The 24,740-nt window shown below is 39.0% G+C and carries 22 protein-coding genes; 3 read left to right on the top strand and 19 right to left on the bottom strand.

Features of this window, described 5'->3' with window-relative positions:
* Positions 1-5 precede the first annotated feature (5 nt).
* The 3 genes from NK987_RS02495 to NK987_RS02485 form a co-directional block, all read right to left on the bottom strand.
* Entirely contained in the window at positions 6-1,646 is a 1,641-nt protein-coding gene (locus NK987_RS02495) for a hypothetical protein (protein WP_259262577.1), read from the bottom strand.
* Between the two features lie 3 nt (positions 1,647-1,649).
* Positions 1,650-2,852 carry a hypothetical protein gene (locus NK987_RS02490; protein ID WP_259262576.1) on the bottom strand — a complete coding sequence of 401 codons (1,203 nt, stop codon included), beginning with the start codon at positions 2,850-2,852 and terminating at the stop codon, positions 1,650-1,652.
* A 273-nt stretch (positions 2,853-3,125) separates the two neighbouring features.
* Positions 3,126-5,300 (bottom strand): acylase, encoded by a 2,175-nt coding sequence (locus NK987_RS02485; RefSeq protein ID WP_259262575.1) that lies wholly within the window; start codon positions 5,298-5,300, stop codon positions 3,126-3,128.
* Positions 5,301-5,573: 273 nt separating this feature from the next.
* On the opposite strand from NK987_RS02485, the gene NK987_RS02480 reads away from it, so the two are divergent.
* The 3 genes from NK987_RS02480 (at position 5,574) to NK987_RS02470 (ending at position 7,747) form a co-directional block, all read left to right on the top strand.
* Positions 5,574-6,590: a PAS domain-containing sensor histidine kinase gene (locus tag NK987_RS02480; RefSeq protein WP_258421954.1), complete on the top strand. Its 1,017-nt coding sequence runs from the start codon at positions 5,574-5,576 to the stop codon at positions 6,588-6,590.
* Positions 6,591-6,599: 9 nt separating this feature from the next.
* The gene (locus NK987_RS02475) at positions 6,600-7,223 is read left to right on the top strand and encodes a response regulator (RefSeq protein ID WP_258421955.1); all 624 of its coding nucleotides are present in this window, start codon (positions 6,600-6,602) and stop codon (positions 7,221-7,223) included.
* Between the two features lie 95 nt (positions 7,224-7,318).
* The gene (locus tag NK987_RS02470; protein ID WP_258421956.1) at positions 7,319-7,747 is read left to right on the top strand and encodes a hypothetical protein; all 429 of its coding nucleotides are present in this window, start codon (positions 7,319-7,321) and stop codon (positions 7,745-7,747) included.
* On the opposite strand, the gene NK987_RS02465 is transcribed toward NK987_RS02470, so the two are convergent.
* The 16 genes from NK987_RS02465 to NK987_RS02390 all read right to left on the bottom strand — a co-directional run bounded on the left by NK987_RS02465 (position 7,734) and on the right by NK987_RS02390 (position 24,506).
* Positions 7,734-8,591 carry an alpha/beta hydrolase gene (locus NK987_RS02465; protein WP_259262574.1) on the bottom strand — a complete coding sequence of 286 codons (858 nt, stop codon included), beginning with the start codon at positions 8,589-8,591 and terminating at the stop codon, positions 7,734-7,736. The two genes, NK987_RS02470 and NK987_RS02465, sit on opposite strands and share 14 nt — an antisense overlap.
* Positions 8,592-8,731: 140 nt before the next feature.
* A complete protein-coding gene (locus tag NK987_RS02460; RefSeq protein WP_259262573.1) occupies positions 8,732-9,949 on the bottom strand; it encodes an ATP-grasp domain-containing protein in 1,218 nt (405 codons plus the stop codon).
* A gap of 3 nt (positions 9,950-9,952) precedes the next feature.
* Positions 9,953-11,380 carry a leucyl aminopeptidase family protein gene (locus tag NK987_RS02455; protein ID WP_259262572.1) on the bottom strand — a complete coding sequence of 476 codons (1,428 nt, stop codon included), beginning with the start codon at positions 11,378-11,380 and terminating at the stop codon, positions 9,953-9,955.
* Between the two features lie 166 nt (positions 11,381-11,546).
* Positions 11,547-12,689, bottom strand: a complete 1,143-nt coding sequence (locus NK987_RS02450) for an alpha/beta hydrolase (RefSeq protein ID WP_259262571.1) — start codon at positions 12,687-12,689, stop codon at positions 11,547-11,549.
* A 147-nt stretch (positions 12,690-12,836) separates the two neighbouring features.
* Positions 12,837-13,553, bottom strand: a complete 717-nt coding sequence (locus NK987_RS02445; protein WP_259262570.1) for a 16S rRNA (uracil(1498)-N(3))-methyltransferase — start codon at positions 13,551-13,553, stop codon at positions 12,837-12,839.
* Between the two features lie 133 nt (positions 13,554-13,686).
* Positions 13,687-15,519, bottom strand: a complete 1,833-nt coding sequence (locus NK987_RS02440) for a DEAD/DEAH box helicase (RefSeq protein WP_259262569.1) — start codon at positions 15,517-15,519, stop codon at positions 13,687-13,689.
* A gap of 226 nt (positions 15,520-15,745) precedes the next feature.
* Entirely contained in the window at positions 15,746-16,006 is a 261-nt protein-coding gene (locus NK987_RS02435) for an acyl-CoA-binding protein (protein ID WP_258421965.1), read from the bottom strand.
* Positions 16,007-16,171: 165 nt separating this feature from the next.
* Positions 16,172-17,461 (bottom strand): citrate synthase, encoded by a 1,290-nt coding sequence (locus NK987_RS02430; RefSeq protein WP_258421966.1) that lies wholly within the window; start codon positions 17,459-17,461, stop codon positions 16,172-16,174.
* 299 nt (positions 17,462-17,760) lie between these two features.
* Complete coding sequence (locus tag NK987_RS02425) at positions 17,761-18,180, bottom strand: BrxA/BrxB family bacilliredoxin (RefSeq protein WP_258421967.1); 420 nt, start codon at positions 18,178-18,180, stop codon at positions 17,761-17,763.
* 18 nt (positions 18,181-18,198) lie between these two features.
* Positions 18,199-18,540 carry a DUF59 domain-containing protein gene (locus NK987_RS02420; protein ID WP_258421968.1) on the bottom strand — a complete coding sequence of 114 codons (342 nt, stop codon included), beginning with the start codon at positions 18,538-18,540 and terminating at the stop codon, positions 18,199-18,201.
* 4 nt (positions 18,541-18,544) lie between these two features.
* Entirely contained in the window at positions 18,545-18,976 is a 432-nt protein-coding gene (locus tag NK987_RS02415; protein WP_258421969.1) for a SufE family protein, read from the bottom strand.
* Positions 18,973-20,196 carry a cysteine desulfurase gene (locus NK987_RS02410; protein ID WP_275982329.1) on the bottom strand — a complete coding sequence of 408 codons (1,224 nt, stop codon included), beginning with the start codon at positions 20,194-20,196 and terminating at the stop codon, positions 18,973-18,975. The genes NK987_RS02415 and NK987_RS02410 overlap by 4 nt, the downstream gene beginning before the upstream one ends.
* Before the next feature lie 8 nt (positions 20,197-20,204).
* Complete coding sequence (sufD, locus tag NK987_RS02405; protein ID WP_259262568.1) at positions 20,205-21,482, bottom strand: Fe-S cluster assembly protein SufD; 1,278 nt, start codon at positions 21,480-21,482, stop codon at positions 20,205-20,207.
* A 32-nt stretch (positions 21,483-21,514) separates the two neighbouring features.
* Complete coding sequence (gene sufC, locus NK987_RS02400; RefSeq protein ID WP_258421971.1) at positions 21,515-22,276, bottom strand: Fe-S cluster assembly ATPase SufC; 762 nt, start codon at positions 22,274-22,276, stop codon at positions 21,515-21,517.
* A gap of 31 nt (positions 22,277-22,307) precedes the next feature.
* Complete coding sequence (gene sufB, locus NK987_RS02395) at positions 22,308-23,753, bottom strand: Fe-S cluster assembly protein SufB (protein WP_259262567.1); 1,446 nt, start codon at positions 23,751-23,753, stop codon at positions 22,308-22,310.
* Between the two features lie 285 nt (positions 23,754-24,038).
* A complete protein-coding gene (locus NK987_RS02390) occupies positions 24,039-24,506 on the bottom strand; it encodes an Lrp/AsnC ligand binding domain-containing protein (RefSeq protein WP_113924546.1) in 468 nt (155 codons plus the stop codon).
* Positions 24,507-24,740 lie beyond the last annotated feature (234 nt).

Here is a 24,740-nt window from a genome sequence, read left to right as displayed (position 1 = left end):
ATTTCTCAATCCACTTCCACATCAAAAGCCCCGTTGACGATTTTTCCATCGATTTTTACCTGTACCCAGATCCTGTAATTGCCGGGTTGGGGAAAGGCATAGGGGAAGCTTACCATTCTGTGTTCGATATGTTCAGGATCGGTAGGGTCAAGGTGGACCATATTTCCCATCAGAAGACTGTCACGTTCCTGTTCAGGCATTTGGTTCAAAACCTTGATTACGCCGTCAATGCTGTCCTTAAAGCTTAGCCCTGTCGGCAAGTTTTGGAAGCCTATTTTGCCTGATTCAAATCTATCGAGCAACATCTGCTGCGAACCCATGGAATAATTACCGGTGGGATGGAGATGGATATAAACAGATCCGTCGTGTTTCAAAACCACAGCATGACCCATCATCCCAAGGTAAGGCTCAAGTAAGGCCGGATTTCCTTCGTCATCAAAAAGTGCAAAATCAAGGTTGTAGAGGGTGCCGGTTTCAAAATTTTCTCCATCAGTTTCCCAAACTGCCGAGTATCCTTCAGGCAAATCGGTTTTGATTCCCGGCTTGCCACAGATCATGATATCTCCATCCAAGGAGGTCTTTTTGCCCGAAATAGGATTGGAAAAGGTATAGGTATCGTCCCGTCCCAATGCGACATCTGTATTGGATATGAGCTGGAAATTTGAATTTTCAGGAATGGTAAAATCTGAGATGATCGTCTCTGAAAAACCTGTGTAGCGTGTGATGTCTGCATACACATGGTAATCCCCAGCAGGGATGGAAGGCAATTTTACCTTGAAGTTTAGGGAGTCAATCCGCTCCGGATGCAGGTGTGCAAACACATCCAAATCTCCCTTTCTGATCAAAAACAAATGCATCAACTTGCCATGGTCAGGCACGATAAAGCTGAGTTTTCGTGTTGTTTTACCTTGGCTGAGTGTATTGGTATCTATTTCGAGGTGAAGGTAATTTCCATCGGATTCAGGTTCAAGGCGTGATTTGGCTTCGATCGGTTTAAACAGGAAATTGTTGTACTGCTCGGATTCTGTGTCCCACCAGGTTTTTCCGCCCCAAAGGATCAATAGCATGATTGTGGATCCGATGATAATGCCAATTTTTCTTCTTTTGTCAGCTGCAGGGTTTCTTTCTTTACCAGGATCATTGATGCTGTCACTCATGGCGGAAGAGATGATGGTCACCATCAGGATGACCAAAAATATTCCCAGGATTGTCAGCGGAATGCCCAATTCGGAGGTCATGGAATTCTTGGCTGTAGGCCAAGCCATAACCGGAACGATTGCTTCAAAAATTTGCCCATTGGCTTCCAACATCACCTGCACGCTGGAAGTACCCGAATTCATAAACCACAATTCGCCTTCATATTTTCCCGGTTCTCCGACAACAGGGGTCATGGGGTCGGCTTTGGGCGTACCTTTGAGACCCGCAGACCAATAGACAGGCCGAACCTCAAGGGTAATATTTTCAGGATTTTCGGGAATGATGATAGTCACCCTCGCGATTCCGGGGACAACTTCAGCCGGTTGGATATTGGCGAGGATTATGTAGGGTCCCAAAAGACCTTCATAGATGACTCCAGGACTTCCAATATGGCTGCTCGACAAATACCAAAGCAAAATTAGAATAGGAAATACTGATTTTCTTTTCATATTCTATCTCTTCACCTGCTTCATCCAATTTCCCCATGAAAGTCCAACCCTTGAAGTCAGCGTTCCTATCCCTACCGCTATCAACAAACCTTTGATCAAATCCCAACCCTGAGATATGGAATCGGGATGAAACCGGAACCTGAATTCATAATCCGGATTGGCAAAATAAGGCCAGGAGAACCTTCCAAAGAACCAACCCCTGCCGATTTCAGAAATCAAAACTTCAGAAAAGTACCATTGTACAGGGGTGAAACTGACCACAAAGATCAGGGAAAGCAGGACTGCCAAAAGCCACTTGTGGGAATTTCTCCATTTTTCGATGGCATAGTCAATAGCTATCGCCGGCACAATCAAGAGGATAGGAAAATGAAAAGGCTGGAACCGCGTGATGTAATTGAAGACTGGGCTGAGCTTGGGTTCGGCAGGAAACAAAGGCATGATCCATACCATGGCAGCCATGACAAAGGTGTAAATCAATGCCATTTTAGTAGCGGCAAATCGATAAGGGGAGGCAAATGATATAGAAATCAAAAAAAGCGGAAACATCAAAGCGGCGATCTGATACGGCAAGACCCCATGCAGCATATTCAAAAAGTAATACTCAGACACCAAGGTATAGACCATCACCAACAAAAACCCTGCGGACAAGGCGTACATCCATTGGAGGTGGGATTTGGTGCGGGCATCCATTTTTTCTCCCAATTTGTTTTGGGCTGCAATCACCGAAATCATAGCGCCGAATTGGATCATCATCATCCCGAGTCCCAACAAAGCATGGGGAGGGGAGAGGATTTTGACATCAAGACCATAGGTATTGTGCCACCAATCGTCAAAAGGAGCGGAGGTCAACATCGCAAATGCCCCCCACACGCAAAACATCGCTCCCAAAGATCCATGGAAAACCCCCCAAAATCTGATGCTTTGGGACTTTTCTTCTTTGGAACCCCAAAAGCTGGTTTTCAACACTTTGATCCCAGAAAACACCCCCGCAATCACTGCACCCAAATAAATCAGGATATGTGGCGGAGAAAACAAGCCATCTCGGCCCACACTCATGTGCCATGAAATGTCCCACTGCAATCCCACCGCGATGCACAGGGAAGCAAAAACGGTCGCATAGACATAAGTCGGAATCACTCGGGTGACCGTGGCGGTGTCAAATGCCGCCGACTCAGTCAGGGTGGTGGAGGTGAAGTTTTGGTTCATAAAAGTCTGATTTTGTTCTAAATATAGAAGTATTGGTTCCTAGATAGAAATATTCTGATGTTAAATTTTCTATGCAAATTGGTAAAACTACCTTCTTTAAATACAGGTTTCCAAGACTTTGATTTGGAAGAATTATTTGACTGACAAAAGATTAATCAAGCACTTGGCGAAATATGAAAATACGCCTTGCTATCTTTTTGAGTTTTAATCCAATTTTTTAAAGTTAGATGAGGAATTGTCTAGATACTGCCAACTGCAACTGGCAACTGATAACTACTCCATCACACCCGGTCTATACCTTTTTCTCGCATTTTTCAGCACATCTTCCCGATAGAAATTGACGTCTTTGAATTCGCCTTGGCTGTATCTTTCGGCTTGGTCTACAAAGTGGGGGGAAAAGGGATTGCCGCTTTGTCCTCCGGCAAGGAGGCTTTTGGCTTTGACTTTGTCTCCGAATTCGACTACTGCCACAAAGCTGTTGCCTACATTTCCGTACCATCTCTTCGTATTGGGATATGCCCTGCTGCCATAGGCCGCCAATGAACCCCAAAGTGAAGAATTATAGCCGATGGGGAGGCTTGGGAGCTTGTCGTCATACCTTCCCTGAATGTCATTGGTAACCCGCTGAAACCTGTTGATCTCTCCCCAAGGGGTATTCCATGTTCCAAAATCTTCTGTCAATTTGTCCACGGCTTTTTCAAAAGCAGCAATCTTCATGTTATCAGGAGCTTCTTTGGCAAGCAGATCAAAGATATAAGCATCCCAAGGTCTGTCCATATCTCGGGCTTCCATCAGGAGTTGGTTTCCCCAAAATACCGCCAAGGACGTTCCCACAGAACCCACTCCGGTATTTCTATCCCAATCGGAAAGGACTTCCATAGGCTTTTTTAGCTTCTCCTTTCGTGGATCAGTATCCGGCAGATTCCTATAAGCCTGCTCCAAAGAAGGGATCAAAGGTTCAAATGCCATCAACTTAGGGTCATAGGCAGTGGCTATCAATGATTCCAAAGTGAAATCTTTTTTGCCAGTCAAAACTCTCACTGCATTCAGTCCCCGTGCATTTTCTACATCCCATGCCATGTAGGCAGGAAAGCTTTCCCTCTTTGGAGAAAAGGGTCCTGCGGCAGTAAAAGGATCTGAGTTACAGTTTTGAATCCATCCGTTTTCAGGATTCTCGATCAAGAGCATTTCGTCGACTTCATGGAGTCCTTTCCAATCTGTGGAAGGATTGCTGCCGTCGACAGTATTTCTCCAATCAAATTTCGGGTCCCGTTTTGGGATAAAATTACCGTGGTAGTAGGCGATATTTCCATCCCTGTCTGCATAGACGGTATTGTTGGAGGAGTTGGTTTTGAGTGCCATGGTGGCTTTGAACTCTTCGTGGTTTTTCGTTTTTGTCCTAGAATAAGATTGGATCAGTGCTTTTTCTCTTTCTACCATCAGGGCTATTGCGATCCATTTTCCGTTTTCTTCCTTGATTACCGGACCATGATGGCTGTAATAAGCGGTGATGGAATGTTCCTTTATTTGATCACCTTCTTTGTATTTGAGTTTGATTTCTTTCTCAGTCAATGGCAACCACTTTTTACCAAACTGATAATGGTATTTTCCTTTTCTGTTTTCCACCGTTAAAGCGAAATGGTCTATCGCATCTGCTTTGCTGGAAGTATGCATCCAACCGTTGTATTCATTGAATCCCTGGTAGATAAAAAACTGTCCCCAAGTCACCGCGCCGTAGGCATTGAGTCCTTCTTCGCTGACCATATGGACTTCCGGACGGAAATAAAAGGAAGTGTGTGGATTGATCAAAAACAGCGCATTTCCGCTTTTCGAAAGCTTTGGTGCGATAGCAAAGCCATTGCTGCCTCTTGGTTCAGTATCCCAATCCCTTTCCTCCAACACAAGGTCGGAAAGCATTTCTTTCCCGTAAAATGCCTTGAGTTGGTTGGTAGAAATGGTTTCAATATCACCTCCGATACTGCCTTCACTGAATGCCAAAGCCATCCAAGGTTCGAATTTGGTCAGTAATTTGGGTTTGACCTCAGGATGGGTATGCAGGTAATAATTGATCCCATCAGCCCATGCATTCATCAATTCCTTAAGCCAATCAGGGGAGTTTTGGTATTCTGATTTTAATACTTCCTCATCAATATACAGTTTCATCCTAAAATCATTGTAAAGCAGGTTGATTCCTTCCACTTCCGCCATTCTTCCCATGGCATTGATAAAGTTGACTTCCACCCGGTTGAAATCGTCTTCACATTGGGCATAAACCATCCCAAAAACCGCATCTGCATCTGTTTTTCCATAGACATGGGGAATGCCCCATTGATCCCTGATGATTTCAGTATTTTGGGCCCTAAGCTGCCATTTTGAAATATCGTTTTGGGAGAAAGAATTAAAATAAAGCCCAAAGAGGGAAATAATCAGTATTGCTTTTTTTATCATTTTGGGGTTTATTTTTAGAAAAGCTAAAATAGGTAATTGACTTTTTCTATCAATGATAAAATGTATGAATGCGAAAAACCTTTTTTTGTTACTTTCAAAATTATTCAACATTTGCGAGAGAAATTTTGAAAAACAATAAATGTTCGATTGATAAAATTAATCTTGTTAATTTTTTACTTTATATAATCAATTTAATAGTTAAATTATCATTTAAAATCAATGATGATGAGATCGTTTTCTTAAGAGGAAATCAGTTAAAAACGAACAAAAAATATGGCTAAAGCTAAAAAAGGAAGTTCTGATGTGATTCATTTACTGGATAATTTGTCGGGTGGAATTTTGTTGTTGGATAACATAGGGGAAATTATTTACATCAATAAAACAGCTGCTTTTTTTCTGGGGATTGATCCAATATCTTCTCGTGGTTTGGATTTTAATACCCTGAAAATAAATGGGTTGATCTATAATTTGGTTGAAGAATTTAAAAGAGATTTTTTGCCTTCATGTACTGAGCTTCAGATTGAAATTGATCAAAATCTATTTTGGATTGAGGTTAAAATCCATAGTCAGGAAGAAGCTTTGATTCTTTATTTAAGGAACATAACAAAAAGAAAGGAAGTTGAGGAAAAGTATAAGGCCTCATACGAATCCATCAGAAATCTGAATTCTCATTCCCAAAAAATCAGAGAGGATGAAAGGTCTTTACTTTCGCGTGAGATTCACGATCAATTAGGGCAACGGCTTACGGGGATGAAGATGGAAGTTGAATATATTTTGAAAAAAAGTAACCATCTGGATGATTTTGCAAAAGAGAAACTTCAGGTAATCCTCAAGCAGATAGAAAGGACCGTCGGAACTATCCGGAATATATCAAGAAATTTGCGTCCAGGCATTCTTGATGATTTTGGTATTTTGGCAGCATTGGAATGGCAGGCAGATGAATTTACCAAATCAGCAGGTATTCCGGTTTTCTTTAAATATAAGGGTGAAGAAAGATCAATGGAAAATCAAAAAGCAACTGCGGTTTTCAGGATTTTTCAGGAATGCATGACCAATATCATGAGACATTCAAAAAGTACCCATGTTAATGTCGAGGTGGTATTTGATTCTGAATCGATAATGATCACCATTATAGATGATGGGGCAGGTTTTGATCAAGAAATCCTAAAAAACACAAAATCACTTGGTATTTTGGGAATGCGGGAAAGAACGGAAAGTTTTGGGGGAAATTTCAATATTCAAAGTGCTCCCGGTAAAGGAACAACAACCATTTTAACCATACCTTATTAATATTCAAAAATGAAAGCATTGATCGCAGACGACCATCCGATAGTAAGAAAAGGAATAGTACAATTGTTGAAAGATGCTTTTCCAAAGATAAAAACCGAAGAAGTAAATTCCGGTATTGAAGCTGTCAAAAAGATAAATGGGGAAGTATGGGACCTTATTGTTCTTGATATTTCCATGCCGGGAAGAAATGGAATCGAAGTTTTGAAACATGCCAGAAACTCGGGAGTCAAGACTCCAATACTTATTTTGAGTATGCAGGCAGAAGAGCATTATGCATTGAGGTCATTAAAAGCCGGAGCTTCAGGATATGTGAGTAAAGAAAGTGCCGGAGATGAATTGGTAAAGGCAGTAGAAAGGGTGATGAAAGGTAAAAAATACATCAGCCCAAAAGTAACTGAAATTCTCGCGGAAAACCTGGGGGAGGAGCCTGAAATTATCCATGAAAAATTATCTGATAGGGAAATGGAAGTAATGATGCTTATAGCTTCCGGAAAAGCAGTGTCAGATATCGCCAGTGATCTTAATCTAAGTGTCAGTACAGTAAGCACATATAGATTGAGGATTTTGGATAAACTCCACCTTCATAATAATGCTGAAATTTTGAGGTATGTTTTTGAAAATGGGCTGAAGTAATTTTTTGTAGTACAAACCACTACATAAGAATAGCTTTTTTAACTATAATGTAGGCTTAGGTCATGGCGTAATTTTGAGTTCATAAAATAGCTCATATGTTACAAGCCAACGAATCTCGCATCAAAGCAATTGTTTATGATTTTGCCCCAAGCAATACGGTAAAAATTTTGGACATGATTAATAATTTGCCTTTTGTGGAAAATCTGGGGACAGTCTACTCTCAGGATTCTATTGAAGAAAAAATAATTGAGCATAAAGCCAATCTGGTTTTTGTTAATATATGTTACAAAATGAGATCAGGAAAATTTTCACCGGATCAGGTTATCGAAAGAATTAAAACACTGAATCCATTGGCGAAAATCATTCTTTGCAAATCACATATAGGTCCCTTATTGAGGCAACTTTACCTCCACCAAGGATTTGACTTCGTGATAGACAAGGTAAATGACTTTGATAAAATCCCTGATCTGCTGCATAGTATATCAGCAGAAAAAGAATCACAAAACGCAGCTATGGTTGCTTAATCAATACCCGATTGATGAATAATAAGTGGTAAGGTAAGGCCTCGGTCCAATACTGCCAGGTATGTGCGCCAGGTCTCTCGGTATATTCGTGAGGAGTTTGGTTTTGAAGAAGCAATTGATGAATCTGTCTGTTAGTTTCCAACAAAAAATCATCCACCCCACAATCGATTATCAAAGAGATCCCATTGTCTTTCATTTTTTCTACCAAGCCTACCACCGTGTACTCAGTGAAGGGGGAATCATAGTTGATTTCCCCCAACATTGCTTTTTGACCTGAAAGCCTAAGTTTTCTGAATTCATCACTTACCTTCCACATCCTCGTATCAATATTCATTACACCACTCATACTTCCTGCTGCAATGAATAACTCAGGATGTTTTGCACTCAGCATCAAGGAACCGTGGCCTCCCATAGACAAGCCGGTAATGGCACGTGAATTCCGGTTATTAATTGTCCTATAGTTTTTGTCGATAAATGGGATCAGTTCCTCAATGAAGTAAGTTTCATATTTGACAGAATCAAGAATCGGACTATCATAATAATAGGATGAAGGACCTACACCCGGAGTCACGATAATCACTTCATATTGATTTGCCAGCTTGTGCAAGAGATTGGGCTCAGTCGTTTTTTTATGCCAATCAGAAAAACTTCCGGAACCTCCATGTAGTAAAAATATTGTTGGATATGATTTGTTATTTTCTGAGTATCCTTCAGGCTTAACGACAGCAGCTTTAAGTGATTTGTTCATTGCCTGGCTAAAGACCTCAATGGTGTCAACCTGTGAAAAAAGAATGTTTTGGAAAAGGAGAAAGATCCAGCTTGTCAAAGAAATTTTTTTGATCATGATTATGGGTAGTTTTTCTGAAAAGTACCTTAGAGAACCAAAAAATCAAAAACATTTTACATAAGGAGTAAAATCAAAAATAAAAACAAAGAAAAAAGCATCAGGATCTAAAATGGTTTCCTGAGGCTGAAGTGAAGTTTTTAATGGAATTTTTTGATTTTTTCTTGTTCGGCCACCGAAGAAACACCTTTGCTCAACCTTTCTGCATAATCATCCAGCAATTCCCTTATCCGGGCATGTTTTTCTGATTTGACTATCATTCCTGCATGGTAATCTAAGGGAACTCTAAAGCAAACTTCCGGATCGTTGAATGAGGAAAGGTCCGGATCCTGAAACTTGGATAATGTCAGTACAATTCCGGCATAACCTTTTTTCACTTTTGGCAAAGTATATTTTTGACCTTTAACTACAGAATCTTCGATTTTTGCCCATTCAGTCCATAGGTTGATATCGGTAGCTCCTTCTACCATTTCGGCAAGGTGGGCACCGCCTACTCTTGAAGAGGTCTCTAGAAAGTAAACTTGGCCATCATCCCGCCCTTTGATGAATTCTGTATGGCTTGCTCCATTTTTCATCCCAAATGCCTTCATTACTTTTTGATTGGCTTCCCGCATCGAATTGTCATCTTCTGAGCCATAAGGAACATTGGCGCTTCTGAATATTCCTCCTCCCTGAGAGATTTCCATTGGTGTTGCTAGGTATTTTGAAACTGTACAAAAAAGGTTTTTCCCGTCAAGATTCAGTCCATCAGCGTGGTAGACATCTCCGGGTTTAAATTGTTCTACAAGGTACCTTAATCTATTATCACCCATTTCATGGATGTTCTGCCAAAGACTTTCTTTGTCGTATACTTTAATAATTCCATGCGCAGAGGCTTCGGATCTAGGTTTCAATACCCAGGGTGGAGGCACTGTGTCGGCAAAGTGGTTGATTTCCTCATCATTGAATAGAGCTGAAAAAGAAGGTACCAAGACCCCGGCTTCTTGCGCTCTCATTCTCATGGCAAGTTTGTCTCTAAAATACCTTCCTGTAGTCTGGCCCATTCCCGGAATGCGGAGATTTTCCCTCAAAAAGGTAGCTTTTTCCACATCATAATCATCCAAAGCAACAATGGCATCTATTTTTACGCCTTTCATCAATCCGCCTACCCCAACCAATAATGTTTCAAGATCCCAATCAAGATCTTGTCCGGGCATGAAAAAAATCTCATCGATATATTCCCTCGGCCAATTGTTTTCTTTCAGTTTTTCTGAAGTGATCAAATACACCTGATTACCGGCTTTTTTCAGAGCAATCAAAAAAGCGCTTCCCTTGAAATAATTGGAAATGCACAAAAAGGTTTTGTGATTATCTACCATAGTTTAAAGATTTTCTATCAATTTAATCAATAAATGTACGCCGTAAGCGGTGGCATGCTTTGTTTTTGCAAACTCAGAATCTCCAAATGCGGTGCCTGCTATGTCTATATGGGCCCATGAGGGATGGTTTTCAGTAAAGAACTCAAGAAATTTCGCTGCGGTGATAGCACCGGCAAAGGGTTTTCCATGGTAGTTTTTGATGTCAGCGATTTCTGAATCCATCTCAGTTTTGTACTCATCCCACATCGGAAGGGGCCATAATCTTTCGCCGATGAATTCTCCGCTTTGTTGCAGTCTTTTTGAAAGTTCTTCGTTTTTGGAAAATAAAGCCGCGCATTCATAGCCAAATGTCCCCACTGCACTTCCGGTCAAAGTTGCAAAATCAATAATAGTGTCAGGTTTGAAATTTTGGATCAAGTAGGAGAGGCCGTCTGCTAAAATCAGCCTTCCTTCTGCATCTGTATCTATGACTTCTATGGTTTTGCCGCTGTAGCTACCTATGATATCCGAGGGCAAAAAGGAATTGTTATCGACTGCGTTTTCAACACAAGGAACTACCGCAGTAATGTTTATATCCAATCCAAGGTCTGCGATAAGCTGCATAGCGCCCAAAACGGTAGCGGCGCCTCCCATATCACATTTCATATGGACCATCCCTTGGGTTTTGATATTTAGACCTCCGGTATCGAAGGTGACTCCTTTTCCAACCAATCCAACATGCTTTTCAGCTGCTTTGGACCTATATTTCATGACAATAAACTGGGGTTCCCTTTGACTTCCCTGACCGACAGCCAAAAATGCCTTGAGGTTCTCTTTTTCTGCTTTCTTTTTATCCAAGACTTTGACATCGAAACCGAATTTTTTTCCCGCATCAGATGCCCAATCAGCAAGGTATTTAGGTGTTACTTTATTGGGTGGAAGATCTACCAATTGGAAAGCCTCAATCTGAGCATTCGCAATTTTTTGGGCTTTTTCGATGGTTTTTTTTGGTTCTTTAATTCCCGACAATATTGAGATGTTGACCTTTGACCAGTTTTTTGGGGATTTATCTGGAGTTTTGTAATGTCCAAGGCGGTAAGTGCCAAGCAATAATCCCGAAACTGCAGCTTCTAATAAGTCAGCATCCATTTTGTCTTCCAGCCAAACCAAAACTTTTTTTTCAAAAAGCATTTCCTGTTTGGCAGTCAGTCTGCGAAATGATGTTTTGACTGTCTTGTAACTAGGCTCTTTTCCAAGTCCTACCAAAAGAAAAATCCTATCTGAATCTTTATCCTCAAAAACGAACTGACTGTCTTTTTTGCCCAAAAACAGATTTTTTGAAATGGAGTATGATTCAAAATTAATAGCAGGATCACGTTCTCCTACTTCAAAAAAAGGGATGACTACCAAGCCCTTAAATTGTTCAGGAGATTTTATTGGGGATATTTTCATATGTAAATGGGAAAAATATGATTATGGAAATAGAGGATTTTTTAGGAAAATCTGATGTCAGTTTTGTTTTGAACAATAGAAACAAGATAAATTGATTTTTCAGGATAATAAAATATTCAAGTAATTCTTCAATATTATTTATCCTGATACCGTTTTTTAAGCTTTCCTAAACATCCCCTTTTCGGTTGCTGAAGAAGAGCCATTCTATTGCTTTTGGAAATTCATCACTCCAGTAGGTTTCATTGTGCCGGCCTTGTTCGTTGATACTGAGTTGTATTTCCATTTTTTCACGGAGGGAATCTCTTTTGAGGAGTCTTTTTTTGAATTTTTTTATATGAGCGACCATTGTAGCACTTTCTTCTCCTCCTGCATATAAGTAGATCTTAGTTTCTTTAGGTTCGAAAAAATCCAAAAATGAAAATTTGATCTTTGGAATTACCCAAAGAGAAGGGGAGAAGATCATAAGTTTTCCATATACCTCGGGGTATATCAGGCCGCTAAAAAGGCTTACCAAACCACCCATAGAACTCCCTCCGATACCTGTAAATTCCCTTTCAGGTTTGGTCCGGAAGTTTTTGTCAACGAATGGTTTGAGAGTATCTGTTAGGAACCGGATGTATTGTTTTCCTTGGCCTTCACCAAGTAATGTTTTGCCTACATTGTATTCCAAAACCCTTTCTTTTTCAGCATGTTCTATGGCAATGATTATGATCTTTCCAATACCATAATCAGACATCACAGCGAGCTTTTTGTCAATTTGCCAATTGCCGAAAGGTGATTTTTCATTGAAAAGATTTTGGGCATCCTGAAGATAAAGGACAGGGTATGTTTCTTCAGATGTATTATAATCATGGGGTAGTAGAGCCCATACTTTTCTGGTTTTATTGAGCTGAGGAATCTCAAATTCTTCTGAAATCAAGTGCACCTGTGGCAGTTGGCTTGCTCGGTAGGGAAGCCAGTTTTGACGCCATTTGGACACATGTTCTTTTTGTATTCCTGATCTTTTCTTAGAATGCCTGTTTGGGGTTTTGTTTTCGAATTTATCAATTTCGACTTCTGACCAATCCCCTTTGGTAAATTTGTAAATCAGTTCTTCAGGGTACGAAAAGTCTGCAGGAAAGGTGAATGTATACTTTCCTTTTGCCTGTTTTGACATCTGATATTTCCTGTCTTGGGTTATCCATTGGTTGAAATTCCCTGAAAGGTATACAGGCCGGTCATCGTCTTCATCCGTTGAGAGTAATATCGTCAGGCCTTCTAACTCTTTGGCTTCTTCCTTCTTCACTATCGTATTTTCATCACACTCCATCCGAGTTGTTTTAATTATTTTCTTTTGATCTAAATTAGTAAAAATAGGTTTTTGAATGGGGCAATTAAAGAAGAATTTTCATTTTTCTTGTATAGAATTCTTCCTTTTCACTCAAAATATTTTATCGGATATTGAGATTGGAATTGATCATTTTGTTTCAAGTCCATTGAGTAATTGCAAAGTGTGGACAGCTGTTAAACCTGCAGTTTCTGTCCTCAATCTACTTTTTCCTAATGAACAGGGGAGAAAGAAATTTTTGAATGCAAGGTCGATTTCATGGGAAGAAAAATCCCCCTCAGGCCCAATAAGTACTATATAAGCTGAATTTGGTTTAGCCTTTTCAAACAAATGTTGGCGGTTTTCACTATCTACATATGCAATAAACCTTTGGTAACTGTCAAATTTTTTGTCGCAAATTAAATCTTCCATTTTACAAATGGGATTTAATTTTGGGATTCTCGTTTTTAAGCTTTGCTTACAAGCCGCTACAATTTTTTTTTCTAATCTGTCAAGTTTCAAAAAGGACCGCTCCGAATGTTCAGATTCCATCAAGGTGATTTCGTGGACTCCTATTTCCGTGATTTTTTCAATCATCCATTCCATTCGATCCGGATTTTTTGTAAGACAGATTGCCAAGTGGATATAATAATCGTCTTCCGGATCAAAAAAACTTTCAACAACTTTAATCTCGGCTTTTTTTTGGTTTGCATCCAATATGATACAGTGGTACAAAAATCCTAGTCCATCTGTGAATACCACTTTGTCTCCCTGATTTTTTCTCAATACCTTGATCAAATGTTTGGATTCTTCCTGATCTAGGTGGAAGGTATCTTCGGTGATATTATCGTGGAAAAACAGCTGCATTGAAGAAGTTTGGAATTATTTGCTAAAGTACATATTCATCTTGTGGGCTTTATAAATATCAATAAAAAAAGCGCAATCTCGTGGAGACTGCGCTTTCAATTTTTGAATTTAAAGCTTTTGATGAATTGTATAATTAAGCTTTAGAGATTTCCATATTTACAGTAATACCTTTGATGGTATTATTTTTCATGACTTTGATTACGTGTTCTGCATCCTTCGAAGGTACATCAACAAAAGAGAAGTTGTCAAATATATCGATTCCACCAATGCTTCTTCCCGGTACACCGGTTTCACCTGCAATGGCACCGACGATATCGTTTGGTCTGATTCTGTCCTTCTTACCAAGATTAAGGAAAAGACGGGCCATTCCCGGCTCTCTAACTCCTTTTTCTCTTGAAGCACCTCTGTCAGCACCTCTTTCGCCTCTGTCACTTCTGTCAAAAGATCTTTCGCTTCTTTCGCCTCTTTCAGGTCTGTCTCCGCGATCGCTTCTTTCAAATCTTCCTCCACGTTCTCTGCTGCCGCTTCTTCCTGAATCTCTTTCTCTACCTCTTCCTGAATCCCTACCGAAATCTCTTCCTTCTCTTCTTCCTCTGTCTCTGTCACCACTTCTTTCGCCACCTCTTCCGAGGTCAAGATCGAAGTTTTGGTCTTCCATTTCATGGACAGCATCTGCCATTTGGATTTTTGCAAGACCAAGGACAATCTGCTCCATGGTTAAGCCTTCAGTGAGCATCTGACCAATAGTATCTTCATAGAAGCTATTGTCTTCAGTTTTATTTAACTGACGGTATACGTCTTTGATCAATTGGTTCTTTTTCAACTCAACCAAATCAGCAACAGATGGCGGAGCCATTTTTGTGATTGAGGTTTTGATGAATTTTTCCAAATCACGTATCCTGAACATGTCTTTTCGGCCTGTTACAAAACTGATAGCAGCTCCCGACTTTCCAGCACGGCCTGTTCTTCCGATTCTGTGTACGTAATTGTCCTCATCCAAAGGAAGGTCAAAATTGAAGACAACTTCTACATTGTCTACATCAATTCCTCTTGCAGCCACATCTGTAGCCACCAAAACAGAAACCTGTCCTTTTCTGAACTTGTTCATTACTTTGGTTCTCTGTGCTTGGGAAAGATCTCCATGTAGTGCTTCAGCAGTGATGCCACGGGCTAAAAGTTCTTCAGTAACTTCGTCGGTTACCCTTTTGGTGTTACAGAATACTATGCCAAGGTTGAATTGGTTCAAGCTAATCAACCTTGTCATCAATTCAATTTTGAGAGGTGATTTTACTTCATAATAGACCTGAGAGATGTTTTCTACAGTCAGTTCTTTTCTTAAAACCTTGACGATTTCAGGATTCTTTTGATATTTTCTAGTCAAATCCATGATAGGCTTTGGCATTGTCGCTGAGAAAAAGATCGTCTGTCTTTCCTCAGGACATTCGCTTAGGATGTTTTCGATATCATCTCTGAAGCCCATGTCAAGCATCTCATCAGCCTCATCCAATACGATGATACCGACGTTTTCTAATTTTAATGTACCACGGTCCATATGGTCCATGATTCTACCCGGAGTACCGACCACGATTTGAACACCTCTTTTGAGGTCTCTTACCTGTCTGTCCATCGAATCACCACCATAGATACAAGTTGAGGAAATCCCTCTTTTGTACTTGGCAAGTTTTACGATTTCGCCTTCCACCTGAACAGCAAGTTCACGAGTAGGGCAAAGGATCAAAGCTTGTGGTTTTTTGATGCTCGCATCAACCTTGTCGATTATTGGAATACCAAAAGATGCAGTCTTGCCGGTTCCCGTCTGGGCCTGTCCGATGACGTCTTTTCCTTCCAATAAGAAAGGGATAGATTGTGATTGAATGGTAGAAGGTTGGGTATAACCCATATCTTCCACCGCCTTGAGGATTTCTTCTGAAATCCCAAGGTCTGAGAATGTTAATTCTTTTTCCATGAAATGTTTCCTTACTTCTTCTAGACCATGATTTTCTTTGAAGCAACCCAAGTCAAGCGACAGTAAGGAAACCCACGGTTAGAAAAATGTTATATAATTAATTCGGGTGCAAAGGTAAAATAAATAATATTGATTTGCAAGGATGGATTGAATATTTTTAGAATATCCTTAAAAAAATCAACTGTTTTTTAATTTTTTATTCTGTTTTTGGAGTTATTCTTATCCGTTACATATACTTTGTTGCAAGCTGATTTACTAAATTAACATACTCTAAGGAGGCGTCGTCTTTTGATTTTCCTTTTAATGCCAACCAAGAATTATATTTAGCAGCAGCTACAAAGTCAAATCCTCCGGGACGGTCTTCATGGTTATCTCCTTCTGTTGCTTGCTTATACAGGCTATATAATTTTAATAATTCCTCATTTGAAGGTTTACTTGTAAATTTTTTGGTCAAAGCGATCGCTGATTCTAAGGTATTTGCTTCCATATGTAAACTCAATTTTGATTTTTAGTTTCCAAATATAATTAAAGAATCTATACTTGAGAGGTGATTTGGAAAATTTGACGTAACAACAATTTGATTTTTCTCAAAAAAAAACCAGACTCAGGGATAAAACCTAAGTCTGGATTATTTAATAATTATGAGGGATTGTTAACCTCTCTTATTCATAGAAACATAATTTCTATCTACAGCACCGGTATAGATTTGACGTGGTCTACCGATAGGTTCACCGTTTTGCCTCATTTCTTTCCACTGTGCAATCCAACCCGGTAGACGTCCCATGGCAAACAGCACTGTAAACATATCTGTAGGAATGCCTAATGCCCTATATATAATGCCTGAGTAGAAATCAACATTCGGGTAAAGATTTCGCTCTACAAAATATTGATCATTTAGCGCTGCATATTCAAGTTCTTTGGCAATTTCCAGAACCGGATCTTTTACCCCTAGTTTAGCAAGTACATCATCAGCCGCTTTTTTGATGATTTTTGCCCTTGGATCAAAGTTTTTATAAACCCTGTGGCCAAATCCCATCAATCTGAAAGGATCGTTTTTGTCTTTTGCTTTGTCAAGGAATTTTTTGGTATCCCCTCCGTCCGCCTTGATGGCTTCCAGCATCTCAATTACAGCCTGATTGGCACCACCATGAAGTGGTCCCCAAAGGGCATTGATCCCGGCAGAAATAGAAGCATAAATGCTAGCCTGTGATGAACCTACAATTCTCACTGTTGAAGTTGAACAGTTTTGCTCGTGATCAGCATGTAAAATAAGGAGTTGATCCAATGCTTTTGATACTATTGGGTCCACATCATATTTTTCAGCAGGCAATGCGAACATCATTTTTAGGAAGTTGGAGCAATAATCAAGGCTATTGTCAGGATAGTTTACAGGATGTCCCACTTCATTTTTAAATGCCCAAGCTGCAAAGGTTGGCATTTTAGCCAATAACCTAATGATGCTCAGATTTACTGCATCTTCGTTTCTAGTTGGATCCAAGGATTCAGGATAGAATGCAGTCAAAGAACAAATCAATGAAGAAAGCACCCCCATAGGATGAGAATTGGAAGGAAAACCATCAAGGATTTTCTTGATATCTTCATGTACCAAAGTATGGGTAGTAATTTCTCTTGTAAATTTCTCGAATTGATGCTGTGTAGGAAGGTCACCATAGATCAACAGATAAGCTACTTCAAGGAATGTAGACTTCTCAGCAAGTTCTTCAATATTATATCCTCTGTACCTTAAAACGCCAAGCTCACCATCCAAAAAAGTGATCGAACTGGTTGTTGAACCTGTGTTTTTAAATCCTGGATCTATTGTAATCAATCCGGTCTGAGCCCTCAATTTTGCTATGTCAATAGCTTTTTCATTCTCAGTTCCTTCAATAATTGGGAGTTCAAAATCTTTTCCTCCGTATGAAAACTTAGCGGTTTCGGACATAAGTATTGTTTTTAATTTATCTGTTTATAGATTCAAAGTGATTAACTTCTTTTACTGCGCTTAAGTTAGTAAAAACGTGTATTTTTTACATGTTTAATTACATCAATAGCGAATTAAAGATTATGAGTTTATTAGATGCTTTCTTTTTTGAAATTTAAAAACTTCAAAGGTTTTTTTAAATTTATATTCGAAATACGTAATTTTTATTGCTCAATGATATATTACTCAAATTAATATTTTTTTCACTTTGTTTGAAGGTCATTTTTTTTAACAAAAAAAAAGCCCCGAAGGGCTAATTATTATTTACAGAAATGTTCAAAAACTTCAACGAGGTGTTCGCCTATCATTTTGGCATTTCTTCCTTCGATGTGGTGTCTTTCAATGAAGTGTACTAACTCCCCGTCTTTGAACAATGCCATAGCAGGTGAGGAGGGAGGGTAAGGTAAATGATGTTGACGTACTTTTGCGACAGCAGCGGCATCATTACCCGCAAATACCGTGGCGAGCACATCCGGTTTGACGTCACTTTGGTCCAATGCAAATCTGACACCTGGTCTAGCTGCGCCAGCTGCGCATCCACATACTGAATTGATAACAATGAAAGTAGTTCCTTTGTGGTCTTTCAAATGATTTTCTACTTCTTCGGCTGTTCTGAATTCTTGGAAGCCAACGTTGGTCAATTCAGAACGCATGGGAGCAATTAATTCCTCTGGGTACATATGTTTTGATTTTTTATTTTAAAGAAAACCTAATTCAAGTTTTGCTGCTTCGGACATCATGTCCTGAGAATAAGGAGGGTCAAAAGTCAGCTCCAACTCAACATGGTTGATGCCCTGAATCTGTTGGATTTTATTTTTTACCTCCGAAGGAATGAATTCAGCAGATGGACAATTGGGCGAAGTAAGTGTCATCATGATATATACATTGTTGACAGGATAAACACTGATTTCATAGATCAGTCCCAATTCGTAAACATCTACAGGAATTTCAGGATCATACACTTGCTTGATGGCATTGATTACTTTATCCTTAAGTTCTTGCGAAGGTATTTCCTTTATTTCTTCTGTGGTTTCTGACATATTTTTATACATTTTGCTTCGCCTGATAAGCCAAAGCGTATAATTTCATCTGTTTGATCATGGCTGTTAAGCCGTTGGACCTTTGGGAACCAATGATGTTTCCCATTCCTATTTTGTCAATAAAGGCAAGTTCGGCCTTAATGATTTCTTGGGGAGTCCTATCCGAAAGAACTCTTATCAATAAACTGATTAATCCTTTGGTAATATCGGTATTTGAATCAGCCAAGTACTTGATTTTATCTCCGTTTTCCACCGTAGTCAGCCACACTTTGGATTGGCATCCTTTGATGATATTTTCTTCCACCCTTTGATCTTCCGGAAATTCAGGAAGTTGGCTGCCGAGTTCCATGATGTAGTATATGGTTGATTCTTTGTCATCCCCCAAAATGCCGAATTCTTCTATGATTTCGTCTTGTATTTCCTTTATACTACTCATTTATTTTTGATTTTGGCTATTTTGGAAAGGCTTATCGCCATTTGATCAATCTCTTTTTTGGTATTGTAAACAGAAAAAGAGGCCCTGACAGTTCCTTCCAAACCTAATCTCTGCATTAACGGCTGTGTACAATGGTGTCCTGTCCTCACAGCGATTCCATTAGCGTCCAACATCACCCCCACATCAAAAGGATGCATCCCCATTATGTTGAATGACAAGACACTTACTTTCTCAGCAGCTGTTCCCACAGGAACAAATCCCTTAATCTGTCCAAAAGCAATATTAGCATGGTCAAGAAGTTCATCTTCATGCTTTTTGATATTTGCCTTTCCAAAGCAGGAAATAAAATCCAAAGCTTTCTGAAATGCTATTACATCAGCTATGTTTGGGGTTCCTGCTTCAAATTTGAAAGGGATATCATTGTATGTAGTTTTGGCAAACGTGACTTCTTTGATCATTTCACCACCACCTTGATAAGGAGGCATTGTTTCAAGAATACTTCTTTTTCCGTATAGAATCCCCAATCCTGTTGGTCCGTATAATTTGTGTGCAGAAAATGCAAGAAAATCACAATCCAAATCCTGAACGTCAATTTCCAAATGATTGGTAGATTGAGCACCGTCTAAAAGCACTTTTGCACCAACTTGGTGCGCCAATTTGATTATTTTTTTGACTGGATTGATTGTACCCAAAGCATTGGAAACATGAACAATACTGACAAATTTTGTCCTGTCAGAAAGCATTTTGTCAAATTCCTCAAATAGGATTTCGCCTCGATCATTGATCGGAATTACTTTCAATATTGCTCCTTTTTCCTCGCATAGCATTTGCCAAGGAACGATGTTGGAGTGATGCTCTAGAGTAGAAATAATGATTTCATCTCCCTTGGTTATGAATTTTCTACCGTAAGAGGAAGCGACCAAGTTGATACTTTCTGTAGTACCTTTTGTAAAAATTACTTCCGCTGTTTCTTTGGCGTTGATAAAATCCCTTACACCTTCCCTTGTTTCCTCATAAAACCTTGTTGCACGATCTGCTAAGGTATGTGCACCTCTATGGATATTGGAATTGTCATGTTCATAATATCCCGTAAGTGCATCTAATACGGATTGGGGTTTTTGGGTGGTGGCAGCATTGTCAAAATAAATCAAAGGTTTGCCGTTGACCTCTTGATGGAGGACAGGAAACATTGCTCTGATTTCTTCGATATTCAATGACATGGATTGATTTAGAAGTTACTGCCCAACCTATTTTGAACGATACTTACAATATGGTTTTGAAAAGCTTCATCTGCGATATGGTCCATGACTTCACCTGTAAAAGCATATAGCAACATTCCTTTAGCCTGTTCTTTTCCCAATCCTCTTGCTCTTAGGTAGAACAAAGCTTCTTCATCCAATTGACCTGTGGTACAGCCATGAGAGCATTTGACATCATCCGCCCAGATTTCCAATTGCGGCTTGGTATTGACAATTGCATCCTCTGACAAAAGGATATTGTTGTTTTGCTGGAAGGCATTTGTCTTTTGAGCATCCTGTCTTACGAAGATTTTACCATTGAAAACCCCTCTTGAACTATCAGCCAATACTCCTTTGTACAATTCATTAGATTGGGCATGTGGCTTGGTGTGATCCACGTTTGTGTGGTTATCTACGTGCGTTTTCCCATTCAAAAGATAAAGACCATACATATTTCCTTCGCAACCTGAGTCGAGAAGATTTAAACTGAGGTTATTTCGCACCATATCTCCTGAAAGGGAAATAACCACAGAAGTAAAAACTGCATCTCGGTGGATATCAGTTTCAGTATTATTCACAGAAATTGCGTTTTTGCCTTCATTTTGAAGCCTGTTGTAATGGACTTGTGAATTTTGTCCAACTTTAATTTCAGTAACTGTATTGCTGAAATAAACATTGTCATCCAATGAAATGCTGTTCTCCAAGAATGTCACCTCAGCATTATCCTCAACTTCAATCAAAATCCTTGGTTGAATAACCTGACCTTCATTTGATTGGTTTAGGAAAAAAAACAAGATCGGCTTTTCTACTTTTTGGTTTTTTGGAACTTTAATATAAATACCGGCCTCAAAAGAAATGTTATTAAGTGCTACAAAAGGGTCTTTTTCTGAAGAGGCAATTTTTCCCAATAGTTTCGGATTGGATTCACTGATCAATGAAAGTACATAGCCTTTATTAGAGAGGGAGGAAAGCTCCGTTTCGAAAAAACCATTGTTAAACACAACAAGATCTCCCTCAAATCCTTCGAAAACATGTGATTTTACAAGGTCAGAATCCAAATTGGTCTTTTTTGCAAAAGAAAAATCAGAAATTGAATTCTCTAATTTCTTGGTGATCGAAGTAAATTTGTACTCCTCATTTTTGATAGCCGGAAGTCCTGTTCTTTGGAGTGATTCGATACTTGAATTTCTCATATCCATGAAAGATGGCTTGCCGGATACTTGGCTTAAAATAGTGTCAAGTATTTTATTTTTTGATGTTGTCGTCATTGATTTTAAAAGATTTTGGTAAAAAAATGGATTTAAACAGAAGCGGCATTCACTTCCTCTTTGATCCAATCATACCCTTTTTCTTCTAATTCCATCGCCAGTTCCTTGGTTCCTGATTTTACAATCCTACCATTGTAAAGAACATGGACAAAATCAGGTACAATGTAATCTAACAACCTTTGGTAATGAGTTACAACTATAGTAGCGGTCTTATCTGATTTTAATTTATTTACACCGTTAGAAACAATTCTCAATGCATCAATATCGAGTCCGGAATCAGTCTCATCTAATATAGAAAGTGTCGGCTCCAACATGGCCATTTGAAATATTTCATTCCTCTTTTTTTCGCCTCCGGAAAAACCTTCGTTCAAAGAACGGCTCAATAGTTTTTGATCTATTTCTACCAATTTCATTTTTTCTTTCATTACAGAAAGAAACTTGACTGCATCTAAAGCAGGCAAACCTCTATATTCACGGACTTGGTTTACTGCAGTTCTCAAAAAATTGGTTGTACTCACGCCGGGGATTTCAACAGGATATTGGAATGCCAAAAATACACCTTCCCTTGCCCTGTCTTCGGGAGCCAATTCCAAGAGATCTTTACCTTGAAATATAACCTCACCTTCGGTTACTTCATATTCTTCTCTTCCTGCCAAAACAGAAGCCAAGGTTGATTTTCCTGAACCATTTGGACCCATGATGGCATGAACTTCACCTGCTTTTACTTCCAGGTTTATACCTCTTAATATAGGAGTGCCTTCAATAGAGGCATGCAAATTCTTGATTGTTAACATTGGTGATTTGAAGTTTGAAATTTGAAATCTTTTATCCGACGCTTCCTTCTAAAGTTAATGCAAGTAGCTTTTGTGCCTCTACTGCAAATTCCATTGGAAGTTGGTTTAGCACTTCTTTTGCATAACCATTTACAATTAGGGCTACTGCGTCTTCGGTACTAATTCCTCTTTGGTTGCAATAGAATAATTGATCTTCTCCGATTTTGGATGTAGTAGCTTCGTGCTCAACCTTAGCTGTCGGATTTTGAATATCTATGTATGGGAATGTATGCGCCCCGCAACGGTCACCCATTAATAATGAATCACATTGGGAGAAATTCCTAGCATTGGATGCCCTTTTCATTACCTGAACCTGACCTCTGTAAGAATTTTGTGATTTACCTGCTGAGATGCCTTTGGAAACGATCCTTGATCTTGTATTCTTTCCGATATGGATCATTTTTGTACCCGTATCAGCCTGTTGGTAATTGTTGGTGACAGCTACGGAATAGAATTCACCGATCGAGTAGTCGCCTTTTAAGATGCAGGAAGGATATTTCCATGTCACTGCGGAACCGGTCTCGACTTGCGTCCATGATATCTTAGAATGGTCGCCTGCGCAGATTCCTCTTTTGGTTACAAAATTGTAGATACCGCCTTTTCCTGATTTGTCGCCTGGATACCAGTTTTGGACTGTGGAATATTTCACTTCTGCATTTTTGGCAGCATATATTTCAACCACTGCTGCGTGGAGTTGATTTTCATCTCTTTGTGGTGCTGTGCATCCCTCTAGATAGGAAACATAAGAACCTTCGTCTGCCACTATCAGCGTTCTTTCAAACTGTCCGGTGTTGGCAGCATTGATTCTAAAATATGTGGAAAGTTCCATGGGGCATCTTACACCTGAAGGGATGTAGCAAAAAGATCCATCAGAAAAAACAGCAGAATTAAGGGCTGCATAATAATTATCTGTCATTGGGACTACTGATCCCAAATATTTTTTGACCAGTTCGGGGTGTTCATGGACAGCTTCGCTGAATGAACAAAAAATAATTCCCAATTTGGATAGAGTTTCTTTAAAAGTCGTTCCCACCGAAACCGAATCCAATACCGCATCTACAGCAATTCCCTGAAGTCTTTTTTGTTCGTTGAGATTGATTCCGAGCCTTTCATAGATTTGAAGCAGTTCAGGATCAATTTCATCCAAGCTTTTTGGCTTGTTACTTTTTTTAGGTGCAGAATAATATCTGAGTCCCTGAAGATCGATTTTGGGATAATGCACATTGGCCCATACCGGTTCGGTCATTGTCAACCAATTATTAAAAGCTTTTAACCTCCATTCGAGAAGCCATTCCGGTTCTTCCTTTTTTGCAGAAATCCAACGAATGATATCTTCATTTAAACCAATTGGAGCTTCATCCGCTTCTAGATTGACCGACCAGCCGTGTTCGTAGTCTTTGGAGGTTAATTCTTCTAATATCTTATTGTCCTTGCTCATTTGTTTGAGTAATTTAGACTAATTATAGTTTGTGAGGCGAAGATACAACATTAAACCAAAATATAATGTTCAAATCAATAGGAAAAATTGATCATTCAAGCTGAATAGTGAGCTTATTTCTCAGAAATTCAACTATTTAAAAATGAATATAGCTGAGATTTACCTTCTCAGCTATATGATAAAAAGCAAAGTATATCTTGTTTAAGTTATAATTTTTATTAAAATGGATTTAATCTAAATAATGAATTTATATGAGGAATATCATTTTTTTGGGTGTTTTAGCAATTATTTTTCAAAAAACTGAATGGGCCTATTGATACTTTCTTCCAAGACAATCAAGGTTTCTGTTCTGTCTATCCCATCGACTTTTTGGATTTTGTCCAATACGGTTCTTAAGTGATTCGTGTCTTTGCAGATAATTTTTGCAAAAATACTATAGTTGCCCGTAGTGTAATAGGCATTGATTACTTCCGAAATTTCTTTGAGCCTTCCTATGACAGTATCATATAGAGAACTTTTCTCCAAGTAAATTCCCAAAAAGGCAGAAATATCATATCCAAGTTTTGAAAAATCAATATTGAGTGTGGCGCTTTTCACGATTCCCATGTCCTCAAGTTTTCTCATTCTCACATGCACTGTTCCCGAAGAAACGTAAACTTTTTTGGCTATTTCTGTATATGGGGTTTTGGCATCATCATTCAACAATGAAATAATCTTAAGGTCAACATTGTCAATATCTAAAATTTTGTCCATTTTTTTCGGGTTAATTTGAGGCTATGTTAATATATGTGGTCACAAATTATGAAATAGTTAAAAAATTGCAAAATAAATTTTTCAATTTGTAAAATTCGGTAAAATGAAGTTACTTTGGTGCGTTCGATTACAAGTTATATAATATTTGGTTATTATATCCTTTGATCAAATAAATGTTTGAAAATATAATTTTTACTTTATTTCGGACAATCTTCACATCGAAACTTTTAATCT

This window comes from Aquiflexum gelatinilyticum (assembly GCF_024813435.1).
Taxonomy (GTDB): Bacteria; Bacteroidota; Bacteroidia; order Cytophagales; family Cyclobacteriaceae; genus Cognataquiflexum; species Cognataquiflexum gelatinilyticum.
This window is presented reverse-complemented; position numbering and strand designations above follow the sequence as displayed.